This is a genomic window from Microcoleus sp. B3-D2 (assembly GCF_036705345.1).
Classification (GTDB): Bacteria; Cyanobacteriota; Cyanobacteriia; order Cyanobacteriales; family Microcoleaceae; genus Microcoleus.
In genome coordinates this window covers 22203-33970 of the sequence record NZ_JAUBUG010000076.1, presented here as the reverse complement: position 1 = coordinate 33970, position 11768 = coordinate 22203, and the positions used below count along the sequence as shown (strand labels likewise).

The window sequence follows — 11768 nt, the reverse complement described above, 5'->3', positions numbered from 1 at the left end:
CAAACAGCGCATAGTGCAGAAATTTCCCCATTAAGTCTTTCTTTCACGGGTGCATTACGAGTTATTCGTCGTGCTGTGCCCAAATTTCAGCGATTAGAACCAGAAGAAATCCCCTTTTTTTTATTTGGTTGAATTGGGAGATACTTGATACAAGTTTATCGCAAAGAGTTCAAAGAAACAACCCAAGAGTTGTCAAAAAACCTGTTTCAAAATTTAAATCCAAACAAGTTAAACACAGAGGTACTGGAATAAAAATGAATCCTCCTGTTTTTAAAATCTTAAAGCCTCCCAAGCCTTAAGTAAACCGTATTGCAATATAGGCGTTACTGCCAGTTCTCGGATTTGCTGATTTTTTTGCAGTTTAAGCTTCTCTACAAATTGAGAAGCTAAAGCTTTCCCTGCCTCCAGATTATGGGAAAATGCCACAAACCAATTGATCGCAAAGGCAGCGATTTGCTCGCAATTAAAGTCGGCTACCTCAACACAGGTAAAGGCTTCGTCGTGAAATCTGTACTTAGAAGCGGCAATTCGACAGGTAATAATAAACAGATTGTTGTAATACTTTTGGACAAACTGACGAATCTGTCTGACGACTGCATCGCTATCTGATTCTGGCACTTCATCTAAGCCGTCCAGCAAAATCAGCCCTCTGCCTTGACTGAGTGCGAATTCAGTTTGCGATCGCGCCTCAACTCCGCAACTGGCAAATTCGTCGCTGATACAGCACTTCCGGATGTTATGAGGTACAGTAGCAGCAATTAGTAAACCAGTTTTTGAGATGTTTCGGATTAATTAAGTCAAGAGCCACAGCAATTATCCTGTCAACCATTTTAGTGCTGGTTGGTGAAAACTGGATCAATAAAGATTTGAGTTGCGACCACCATAATTCAATTGGATTAAAATCAGGAGAGTATGGGGACAAACATAAGATAGAAGCACCCACCGCTTCAATCTACGGGCTTAATTGAATCTACTTTATGCGCTGGTAAGTTATCCATCACTACTACTGCTCCCGACCACAATTGTGGCACTAAGCATTTCTCGATAAATACCTCAAATGCTTGGCTATCCATCGAGTTGTCCAGGGTCATTAATGCCACTACTCGGTTGAAACTAATTGCACCAATTACTGTGACTTTTTGGCCTCGATAAAAAGGTTTGACCGCATAGGCTCTAGTCCCTAGTTGGGAACGTGCATGAGTTCGGCTTAAACCTAGCAACACTCCAGTCTCATCTAAAAATACTAAATTTTTTGGCTCGATATCCTTGACTTTTTCCCAATACTCTAACCTTAACTTCATGACTCTTTCTGTTCCTGCTTGGCTACTCCTGACAGTTTTTTTTTTCGATTTAATCCTAACTTCTGTAAGGCACTACACATTGCTGTTCTGCCTACCCAATTTCCGGTCTTTTGGGCGAATAACTCACACAATTCTACCAAGGTTGCATCGGGATGTGCTGCCACTATTTCTCTTACCTCTGTTGAGCCGTTATTTAAATGACTGAATCTGGGTTTACCCCGGGGTTTAGGCTGTAAGTTTCCCTCGATTTTTTGTTGCTTGACAAGTTTTTGAACTAAGCTTTTACTGCAGGCAAATATTTCTGCTGTTTTTCTGATCGACAGCTTCTGTTCTAAATAGGCTGCTACTATTTTGGATCGCAAATCTACTGAGTATGCTTTCATTGGTATATTATTTTTAGTCGATTCTATTGTACCTCATAACATCCGGAAGTGCTGTATATTCTAATAAGTCAACATTAGCGATTTCAGCAAAGGTTTTGAGAGAGATAAAAATCGGTATTTTGTTGGCTTCAAATTTGGCGCGATCGCACTGAATGGCGATGTGTTTCAAAAAAGTAGTTTTACCGGAACCCGGTTTGCCGAGTACCATTAGTTTAGAGTGAGATTTCACCGCATCCAATCCTGATACTCGTTTCTGGCGTACTTTACCTAAACCTAAGCGGTTAAAGTTATCTGCATCTGGGTTGAAGTCTCTCAGTAAATCGCGAATTTCTCCCGGCTGCCAACTGGTAATTTCCTCCAAAATGTTGACTTCAACGTAGAGGTTGCTGACATCAACGGGCTGTGCAATATCCAAGAGTTGCATTTTGCTGTAAAGCTGTTGGATTTTGCTGTGGCATTTTTGCCGGATCTCTTGCACTACCCAATCAATAGGCTGTTGGCAAAAATCTCTAACCCCCCCAACCTCCCCTTGGTAAGGGGAGGCTAAAGGAGGACGATCGACAATTTCTTCCCAATTCAACTGCAAAACCGTGCAGAAGGCCTTGAAAGCATTGGCTTTTATGGGTTCTCTTCCTGCTAAAAAGCGCCTCCAAGTGGGCAGCGAAAGGCCATCGGCATAGGGTCCGGCTTCTGTCCAAGTTCGATCTGGATCTAATGCTTTACTAGCTTTTACTAACCATCTGGGGTCTTCTATCGTCCATCCCCTTTCTCTTCTAGCTTGCCTAATTTTTACTAATCCCTCCTCAGAGGCTTTGAGGGTGGTCATTATATAATTTACTTATCTCATTGTCAATGTCAGTTTTCGCTCAGTTTAGCGATCGCAAACTGAGTTTGTCAAGACCCGAGCAAAAAAGAGAAAATGATCTGGACAACAACTGCACGGCATACGGGAAAAGTCAGGCATAAATCATGCAAACTTAATCGTTGAGAATGCCACTCTCTTTTTTCGGTAAAAAAGTACACATTAAATGATGACAAAGGATAGCACCATGAGAGATAACATAGATGAAATTCCGTCAGGTGGAATAGGTATAAAAATTATTGGCAAAATTGCCGATGAGCTAAGTTATACCCGCACTTCTGACAGTCGAAACTGTCTGTTCATTGTAAAATATTATCACCCTGGTCTAGTACCATCCCAACACAGCAGTCAAGATGGTTTTTTTAAGCGCGCGATCGATGTTTTAAACAGCTTTAATTTCAGGTTTCAAAAGCAACTAAATCGCCAACCAGAGCCAAGTTATAACCAGCTAGTTCAAAAATTGATCCTTCAAGTAAATACTGATATCAAGGCTGTTGCTCAAGTTTTATCGTGGGTTGAACAGTTAGATCCTCTACCAATTCCCCTAGCCGTTTTGCATCAGTGTAAACTTGCTGTGATTGAAGGGTTTACGAATGCTGTTCGCCACGCTCACAAAAATATGCCATTAGAAACTCCGATAGAGCTTGAAATAATGGTATTTAACGAACACCTAGAAGTAAAAATTTGGGATTGGGGAGAGCCTTTTGACATTCAAGCGAAGTTGAAAGAAGAATTGCACCAAAAAAATCTGTATTAGTTGGAACTAGGTGGGATTGACGCTTCACTAAAGCTGTTCTGTAATTGCCAGCTTTAAATTGACAATAAAAAGAAACTTTTTTGTGATGACTACTGATACTACTCCCCAGATTCTCGTTGTGGATGATGACGCAGCCATCCGCAATCTAGTTCATCGCTTTTTAAATCAGAAATATCAAGTAGATTCGGCAGCAGATGGCGAGACGGCTTTAGAATTGTTTGAAAAATTCAAGCCACTGCTAGTAATTCTTGATTGGAATTTGCCGGATACTACAGGCTATCACCTCTGCCAGGAAATGCAGCGCCGTACTAATGTTTTTGTGGTAATGCTAAGCAGCCGTACAGACGAAGCGGATAAAATTAAAGTCCTGTCCGCCGGTGCTGATGATTATATCTGCAAACCCTTTGGTTTTGCCGAGTTGGCAATTCGTATAGAAGTTGTGTTGAGACGCATGAGGCCTGTGAATCCATCACGTATTGTATTCGATGGATTCGCGATCGATTCAGCGCGCCGGGAAGCAACACTCAACGATGGCATTATCAAGTTAACAGCCTTGGAATTTAATATCTTGTATTTTTTGGCTAGTCATTCCAATCAATCTTGGAGTCGCCAACAGCTAATTGAAAAAATTTGGGGGTGGAACTGCAACGACACAGGAGAAGAGAAAGTTGTTAGCGTACATATCGCTCAGATTCGCAAGAAAATGATTCAAGTTGATGCTAGTGGATGGCAGTTTATTAAAACTATTCGGGGTTACGGTTACAGGTTTGAGCCACCTTCGCCCACTGCAATGGCTATTTACTAAGCTCATCGGCATTAACCACCTTATTTGGTGAAAAACCTATTTTCCCACCTGCCGTCGGGCAGCCAGATGCCTCCTAGGGAACGAACGCGATCGGGTAACATGAAGTAAGCCCAAGCCGTGCCTAAAGGTTTGAGGTGTGGATCGAAGATTTCGATTTCCTGTCGCTGATATTCATTTTGTGTCGGTTCCCGCAGCGGATGATAGTCTTCCAATCGGTCTAAATCGTCCAAAATAGCCGAGTTTGCGAAACAGAGGAGAAAACCGCAGACTGTGCCATCTCCGGCCATCATCGCAGGATAGCCGATCGGCAGCGCAAAAAGTTGACCCCGGGCGATCGCGGGGCAAGCATCCACAACTTTTCCTTCGCAGTAGCGGAGGTAGTTGGACTCGCCCGGTTTGAGTGTGCCGTATACAAAGACTTTCATCGGGTAGGGCTTAACCGCTAGTTTTTGCTAACATAGATGGCTAAGCTAATAGTTTAAGTCTCGCGGGCGATCGCGACTGCAATCTTGATAAATTTCGTTGTTTACCCTTTCTTATAATTCATGACTCTAGCAGTTAGTTTTATTGCTTTTGGACTTCGGCCTTTGTACTTGAGCTCTTTTTTGCCGTCCCTGCCCCTAGACAGCTTGTTTTCGACTCAAGGGATTATGGTAATGCTGCTGGCCGCCTATGCGGGGGCGATGTGGATGTTTCTCACCAGTGCTCCGAAGGTACACACGGTGATGGTATCGGATCTCGGGCAAGCGAGGGAATTCTATGAAGGTATGCTAAACCTGCCCGTAGCAGAAGTGCCGCTGCACTACTACTACAATTACGAGCAAACTTTGGGGACAACTGGTATCGATCCGCTGTATTTGTCGCCGAATGTCGGGAGGGCAACGAGCTCTCAAACGATGGGGAGTCCGGATGGTTTGTGGTATCAGTTGATGAAAAATACCCAACTGCACATTATTAGCGGCGCCGGTGTAGGGGAAAAAAATCGCCCGCGTCACGTTTGTTTCGATCGCGAATGTTTGGATCAGCTATTGATGAGGGTACAAACTCGCGGCATTAGTTATAAAATTCGCCGGGAAAAGCCGCTGAATTTTTTGGTCAAGGATTACGATGGCCGCGTCATTGAAATGGCTGAGGTTAGTAATTAAGTAGGTCGTTCTAATTAAAAGTAAAACGATCTCGCGCGCTACCCCCGGCTTCTTTTGTTGGGTAATATCATTCCGGCGGTGCCGGAATGATATTAGTCGCGAAAAAGGCTCATCTCCAGAGAGATAATCGCTCAATCAAAAAATGATAAGAATAGTTGAGATTTTTGAAATATCACTATATTTTGGTTAAACTAGCTTGATTGGTTTCGGAAGATATTTTTATATCCCCAGAATAATCAGTAACTCTATTGTTAACTAAAGCCTGGAGATAAGTAGAAATGACAGAAGTTGAAGCCATTGTGGCAAGTTTGTGGGAGCTGGATGATGATGTATTGGAAGCTCAGCTAGGCTCTCGCGTACAAGCCATAGGGGATGATGTTGCTGGACGTGGAGCAACAGGGGTAGACCCAGCTTCCTTGGAATCTATTGATGTCAACGTTGCGGCTAGAGCAGCGATCGATCCAAGATTGCTAGATGCTGGTCGCCAGCTTTTCGATCGCGTCAACCCCTTAACTTACGAGCTGATGTGCAAACCCCTCGGAGGAGACGATGCAGAGACTCGGAAGATTTTAGATGAAACAATAAATCAGAACTATACCAAAGCGGCTGGGATGTTGGCTCCTGTTTTAGTCAGTGGAGTTGGGTTGGCTCCTGCGGTTGCTACTCTGCTGGCAACTCTAATTATCAAAAAAGTTGCCAAATACGTGGCTACTGGAATTTGTGAGACTTGGGAGAAAAGTTTAGTAAAACCTGCAAGCTGAGCTTTATACAAAGATTAGTAATAAAAACTTTGTGAGGAGGCGATTGCCTGGTTAGAAATTTCAGTGCTGTTAATTTAGATGTTCTGGTGGACTATCCTTGATGTTTTGCTAGTTATATATTTTTCTTCTTCAGTACGGGCGTTAGAGACTCGGGAATCCCTTCCAAATCAATAGCAATACAGCCAAGCTTAAACGCATCATCAATCGATCGCCCAGCACCTAAAGCGTCGTAAAAGCCAACGGCAAACTCAAGGGAGGCTCGATTGCCAATGCAATCAGGGTTTACTAGAGTTGAGCGATCGCTCCTCGTAGTGCTGCCGCAATAGATCCCTCGGGAATGGTTGCCAAAATCTGTTGTCCTTGCTGCCGCAAAAATTGCTTAAAGATTGGATCTTTCTCTGCCTCCGCTAGCATTACCTGTTGGATCAGGTCTACCTGAGTTTCAGCCGTGGCAGCTACCTTTTGTCCAGATAGTTGCGTGAGAAAGCTTTGAGCGGTGGTGACAATTTCTCCTAGATTGGAGCTGGCGACAATACTCCGTACTTGACCTGCTGCTTCGCGATATTCGATCGCCTCACCTGCCAAGTTAGTGATGGTACTGCCTGAGATAAAGAAATTTTGACCAAAGGGTTTTTGACTGTAGTTTTTGAGAGCAGCAGATTGATCGGAAACAATTCCCAATAGCTGATTGATTTGTTGCTCTTTGGTTACTAGGAGTGCTTGCATTTCTTCATGTCTGGCATACAAATTGCGCTCAACCTCAGCACTAAGAAGATTGTCATTGTGAGCGACTTTCACAATCCATAGGTCGCCACGCTTTTCAATCCCGCGTAATTCCAAGCCCATTCCTTCATCTTCTAACTGGAGTTTTTGTAAGGTAAAAGCAAATGCTCGCCAGTTTAATCCCTCCTTGAATACCAATTCCACAATGTTGCCAACTTCCTGATAGAGGGATTCAAACTCTCTAGGGTTAAAATTGCCCTCTCTGGGATGGCGATCTGTCGGTTTTCCTCTACTATCTAGGTTGCGGAAAATATAGTCACATTTAACGTTCGTAAAGCAAGTATGACTGTTGATATTCCAGTTTTCAATACAGATTCCGGTCAGAGTAGCTTCTGTAAAATCTACCCCAGTTACATCAGCTTGCACAAAAATACTATCACTTAAATCAGCTCCACTCAAATCAGCTCCACTTAAGTTAGCATTTGTAAAATCATACTCACGCATGGTAGCGTCTTGTAGATATGCCCCTTGCAAATTGATGCCCCTAAAATCCTTTTCTTTACAAACTCCATGAGTGAGGAGCATTTGAACTTTTGGCTCATCTAAGTCAAGATAACGATTATCGACTCTTGCTCGTTCCAAACCTTCTACATTGTTGAACCGTGTTCGGTAAAGTTTCCTTGCTCTTAAATCAGTATTGGCAAGCTTAGCACCTGTAAAATCAATATCGCTGAGATCCAAGTCATAAAAAGAGGTACTTCTTAAGGTACTGAAGGCGATCGCCCAATTCCTTAAAAATTCAAAATTTTTCTTAGGTTTATTAATATCACTAACGTAAAAACTTAGTTGGACAGTCAAGGCTCCGAACGCAAAACCGGCTAACAGCTTGATTTCTGCAAAATATTGAGATGCAATTGCAGAATGGACAGGAGGCTTGCTACCAACCACATAGGAAATAAGCGTTGAGCAAACAATTATTAAGATTTTGTGTAAAGTCTTGACATTCTTGTGGAAGCTGTGCTTTAGTAAAACCAGGAAAAGCCACAGGGAAAAACTACTTGCTATAAAAACTAAGCAATAGCATCCGAGAAAAGCTGATGTAGCTAAAAGAGTCACCCAAAAAGAATCAGGGTTTTGCAGTATTACCATTGCTGCAATAGAGGTGACAACTACTGTTAAACCAGCTTTCCACAAACCGCTAGCTATGCTAGATTGCTTTGTCTCGATCGAGAATACGCAAATAACCAAGACAACACTCGCTGTCAGCCAAGCTCCTTCTACCGGCTCAGATGAGTAGAACAGTATCTTGCTGAGATAACCGCCCAGTAGTCCGGCAAAGCTACCAGCAAAAAGGGCAAGACTAAAGGTGCAGAGCAATGTGAGCAATCTGAAAAAACGAGGCTGTCCACCAGTAACTTCTAGCAAATCACAATTTTTTAGTGATTCTTGCGAGAATTTTAGACCATAAACTTGTCGGTTACATTTATTCATGAGATTAAACATCGAATTCTTAACTAGATATTATAGGAGATTGTGAAAATGAGTCTCTATAGTTTACAAACATCGCTAACAGATAGCAAGGGTGCCAGAGAACTTGCATGTAAGGTTTTTGGTGAAAATGGTATTTGTAGATTGGTAACTGATAATATTCCTGATGCGACTGAGGTAAGAGACTTTTTAGAACAAAGCCCAACTGATTTTGTTGATATTATTAACGCACGTCTAAACAGATTAGATAAAGCTCGAGCGTCTAATTCTATATTTTTTAACGAACCCGATTATCTATCATCGGCTTTTTTAGAACGTGGCTTAAGATGCAGTGCCGCTGTATGTTTACTTGAACGAGGTTTTTGGATAGAAGATCTGATCGCTCTAATCAAAAACCGTTCGGTAAAAGATGTGCCTGAGATTCTCAAGCGACTGTCGGAGAAAATCGATCTTTTTTCTGAGAAATTTCCTGGTGAAAGTAAGGATGTTTGGAAAGATTATGACAAAGTAGCTGACGCGCTGAAGCATGAAAGGATTAAAGAACGTTTAGGTCAATTTAGGGACAAATTGAAAGGGCTTTCTGATGAAGAAAAACAGCGTCAAGGTACTGTTTTTATACCATTTGCGACAGGTTTTTTAGTGGGTAAAAATTACTTATTAACTAATCATCATGTATTCAATGAAAAGGATAAAGAGAATATTAAAAAGTTTGTTGCTGAATTCAGATACGAGCAAAACGCTTTGGGGCAGAATAGTAAACCTGTTGAATATCAGCTAGATCCAGAGAGTTTTTGCGTAAGTGATGAGCAACTTGACTATACCCTTATTCGAGTCAAAGCACTGGAGGATTACAAAAAGGAGGGGCTAGAATTTCCTGAAGCTGGTGAAAATTTTGGTTGGTTGCCCATGTTAATGGACTCAACGCTGATTGCCCCACCTGTTAGTTGTTGCGAGGAGGTAAAAGATATTAAAGGAGTTGATAGCGAGAGAATACCTTATTCTGGTTTATCTGGTGAACCAGTTTTTATTATTCAGCATCCGCGAGGAACCCAAAGGAAAATTGTTCTTTTCAATAACCAAGTACAGAATATTTATCAAAATTTTCTGCAATACCAAGCTGATGCTGATTTTGGCTCGTCGGGTAGCCCTATCCTCAACTCTCAATGGCAACTTGTGGGTTTACATCATGCTGCTTTAGTAAAATGGGATGAACAAAAATCGGATGAACAAAAATTGGAAGTTCAAGGCAATTTAGGGACACGGATATGTGAAATTGTAAAGCATTTAGAAACACGTAGAAGCGAACCTGGAGTTGCAGAGTTCTTAGAGAATAAAAGGTATGTGGTTAAACAAACAGAACAACCACTGAAGGGAAGAATCTATATTTTAGTTGGTCATCTACGAGGAGATGCTCCTAGTCCTGAACATTCAGAGCAGGAAGTCACCCTAGCTAAAACATTGTTGGAAGAGATTGTTTTATTCTCAAATCAAAGTTTTGAAGTCAAAGATGTTTTGCAAGAATGTGCTGATAAATATGAATCTGGGATTGACTATATCAATGACCAAGATTATCAGAGCGGTGATGTTGCGATCGAAATTCGTATAAATTTCGATCCTGATGCCTTGAAGGAAAAAAACATACTAAGTCTTTACTATGCAGACAATATGTTTAACTATAAAACCTATGCAGAAATCGTTTTACAATCCATTTTGAGCAATTCTCCTCTGCAATTTTCCAGTGGCTTACAGTCAGATACAGCCACAGCATTAGATCTGCAATTCTGTCGAGAAGTAAAGATACCATGCTTAGTCATGATTTTGGACTTTCCAGGCAATAATTATACTCAGGTTCTCGATAATCAACTGACACCTAGCAAAAGTCAACAACGGACGAATCCTGCTAAAGGGATTTGGAAGGGGTTAGAGAGCTGGGTTAAAGTCCTCAGTCCGATCGGCTTCTGGGCTGCTGATTGACAAATAGGAATCAATACTATCAGTGTATGAGAATTGGTATTGAATGTTGTGGAATCCCTGCCATTTGAATAGCAACACAGCCAAGCTTGTAGGCAAATTCGATCGTTTTTCCAGTTTCCAGTGCATCATAAAAAGCAACTGCAAATTCGATCGCTGCTTGATTTCCAATCGCCTGCTTCATACCGATGACGTATGGAATGTAGTCAGCAATTGCTTTAGCCTGAACTGCCGAGTAGCAGGCGTTAAGAACCACACATTCGATATTAGGAAAAAGTTGAAATAGGTTGGCGATCGCTTCAGCACTAACAGCCTTGCTTCGTCCAGTATCATCTTCTAAAAACAATCCTGCCTCGCTACTACCCTGTCCGGCAAAGTGAACAATGTGAGGCTGATAGTCCAGCAAAGCTCTGTGCATATCTCTGTGTCGGACTGCCCAACATTGCTTCAAAATGAACCGATCGCGATGCTGCGATCGCCGCAAACCTTCACTAATCTCCCGTGCTTCTTCTTCTAGCGATCGCGGCTGCATTCCTTGAGGATTTGCTGCCAAAAACAGGATAGTCTTTACTGCATCCTCCGATATTAGATTCGATTGGATCTGAGGCACTTCATTGTAATAAATGTTGTCGCCAGCCAGATTATTAATTGTGCTACCTGAAATATTGAAAGTTTTAGATTTTGGCTCAGACATAGAATTGAATCACAGACATTGCTGGCTGCCTTTTTAGGATTATATGGAATTCGCTCTTTTCTTCAGCACCGGGATCTGGTAATCCTGAACAACGGGAGTATTAGCTTTCTTAGTCCAGCCTACTGAAGTCAGTTTCCGACAGGTCATTACATTGGGCTCGACCTCAAACTGGATGGCACGACATCCAGACTCAAATGCTATGTCAATTAATTGACCTTCTCCTAATCCCTTGTAAAAACCAACGGAAAAAGCGATCGCCAAATCATCCCGAATTGCTTGGCGCATACCAATCGCGTACTTAATGTGCTCAACGATCGCATCCGCCTGCACTTCGGTATAACAGGCATTCAACAAGACACATTCTATTCGAGCTGCAAACAGCTCGAATAGCTTTGAGAGTGCTTCCCTACTGACTAACTTTACCCGCCCTGTCTCATCTTCCAGCACCAATCCTACTTGTCCTTCCCCATGTCCGCAAAAATGTACAATCTGCGGTTCTACATCCAGTAGCGCTCGATATACATCTCGCGGACGGGATGCCCATCGCTGCTCTATTTGAAAGTGATCGCCAAGGTGCGATCGCCGCAACCCGTCTTCTATCTCCCGCGCTTCCTTGTCTAGGCGTAAGCGTGAGGTTCCTTGAGGATTAGCTGCTAAGATCAGAATTGTCTTTACTTCCAGTTCATTCATTTCCACTGTTCCTTTTGCACGATAAAAATGGAGATTTAATTATCAGGTTACTCCTCCTATTGTGTGAAGATTTTGCACAGATTCAATTTCGCGGTGAGTACAGCAAACTGATTCAATTGACCACCCAAATATTACGATCTTTATGCGACCCAATAGCAGACGGAAGATACGCTGTTGAGATACGTTTA

At 42.2% G+C, this 11768-nt stretch carries 14 protein-coding genes and 1 pseudogene; 6 read left to right on the top strand and 9 right to left on the bottom strand.

The window, feature by feature from the left end; translation table 11 throughout:
* Positions 1-132, top strand: a pseudogene (locus QUB14_RS23510) (IS4 family transposase); the annotation flags it as partial.
* Between the two features lie 138 nt (positions 133-270).
* Here QUB14_RS23510 and QUB14_RS23505 read toward each other — a convergent pair.
* From QUB14_RS23505 to QUB14_RS23490, 5 genes are read right to left on the bottom strand one after another with little or no spacing between them, the layout of a single operon-like run.
* The gene (locus tag QUB14_RS23505) at positions 271-720 is read right to left on the bottom strand and encodes an NACHT domain-containing protein (RefSeq protein WP_333297341.1); all 450 of its coding nucleotides are present in this window, start codon (positions 718-720) and stop codon (positions 271-273) included.
* 16 nt (positions 721-736) lie between these two features.
* A complete protein-coding gene (locus QUB14_RS28815) occupies positions 737-943 on the bottom strand; it encodes a hypothetical protein (protein ID WP_445251859.1) in 207 nt (68 codons plus the stop codon).
* A gap of 4 nt (positions 944-947) precedes the next feature.
* Positions 948-1301 (bottom strand): transposase, encoded by a 354-nt coding sequence (locus QUB14_RS23500; protein WP_333219642.1) that lies wholly within the window; start codon positions 1299-1301, stop codon positions 948-950.
* Positions 1298-1684: an IS630 transposase-related protein gene (locus tag QUB14_RS23495; RefSeq protein ID WP_333219644.1), complete on the bottom strand. Its 387-nt coding sequence runs from the start codon at positions 1682-1684 to the stop codon at positions 1298-1300. Before QUB14_RS23495 ends, QUB14_RS23500 begins: the two co-directional genes overlap by 4 nt.
* A gap of 13 nt (positions 1685-1697) precedes the next feature.
* Positions 1698-2510, bottom strand: a complete 813-nt coding sequence (locus tag QUB14_RS23490; RefSeq protein WP_333219646.1) for a hypothetical protein — start codon at positions 2508-2510, stop codon at positions 1698-1700.
* Between the two features lie 223 nt (positions 2511-2733).
* Between QUB14_RS23490 and QUB14_RS23485 the strand changes: the two genes are divergently transcribed.
* Both QUB14_RS23485 and QUB14_RS23480 read left to right on the top strand, forming a co-directional pair.
* Positions 2734-3303, top strand: coding sequence for an ATP-binding protein (locus QUB14_RS23485; RefSeq protein WP_333219649.1), 570 nt, complete (start codon positions 2734-2736; stop codon positions 3301-3303).
* Between the two features lie 85 nt (positions 3304-3388).
* Positions 3389-4108, top strand: coding sequence for a response regulator transcription factor (locus tag QUB14_RS23480; RefSeq protein WP_333219651.1), 720 nt, complete (start codon positions 3389-3391; stop codon positions 4106-4108).
* 20 nt (positions 4109-4128) lie between these two features.
* Here QUB14_RS23480 and QUB14_RS23475 read toward each other — a convergent pair whose 3' ends face one another.
* Positions 4129-4533, bottom strand: a complete 405-nt coding sequence (locus QUB14_RS23475; RefSeq protein ID WP_333219653.1) for a gamma-glutamylcyclotransferase — start codon at positions 4531-4533, stop codon at positions 4129-4131.
* A 120-nt stretch (positions 4534-4653) separates the two neighbouring features.
* Between QUB14_RS23475 and QUB14_RS23470 the strand changes: the two genes are divergently transcribed.
* Entirely contained in the window at positions 4654-5253 is a 600-nt protein-coding gene (locus QUB14_RS23470; RefSeq protein ID WP_333219655.1) for a glyoxalase-like domain protein, read from the top strand.
* 278 nt (positions 5254-5531) lie between these two features.
* A complete protein-coding gene (locus QUB14_RS23465; protein ID WP_333219657.1) occupies positions 5532-6014 on the top strand; it encodes a hypothetical protein in 483 nt (160 codons plus the stop codon).
* 285 nt (positions 6015-6299) lie between these two features.
* Here QUB14_RS23465 and QUB14_RS23460 read toward each other — a convergent pair whose 3' ends face one another.
* The gene (locus QUB14_RS23460) at positions 6300-8114 is read right to left on the bottom strand and encodes a pentapeptide repeat-containing protein (RefSeq protein ID WP_333219659.1); all 1815 of its coding nucleotides are present in this window, start codon (positions 8112-8114) and stop codon (positions 6300-6302) included.
* 162 nt (positions 8115-8276) lie between these two features.
* Between QUB14_RS23460 and QUB14_RS23455 the strand changes: the two genes are divergently transcribed.
* On the top strand, positions 8277-10199 hold the full coding sequence (locus tag QUB14_RS23455; protein WP_333219661.1) for a serine protease: 1923 nt from the start codon (positions 8277-8279) through the stop codon (positions 10197-10199).
* A gap of 19 nt (positions 10200-10218) precedes the next feature.
* On the opposite strand, the gene QUB14_RS23450 is transcribed toward QUB14_RS23455, so the two are convergent.
* Complete coding sequence (locus tag QUB14_RS23450; protein WP_333219663.1) at positions 10219-10890, bottom strand: CHAT domain-containing protein; 672 nt, start codon at positions 10888-10890, stop codon at positions 10219-10221.
* A gap of 39 nt (positions 10891-10929) precedes the next feature.
* Positions 10930-11580, bottom strand: a complete 651-nt coding sequence (locus QUB14_RS23445; protein ID WP_333219665.1) for a CHAT domain-containing protein — start codon at positions 11578-11580, stop codon at positions 10930-10932.
* Positions 11581-11768 lie beyond the last annotated feature (188 nt).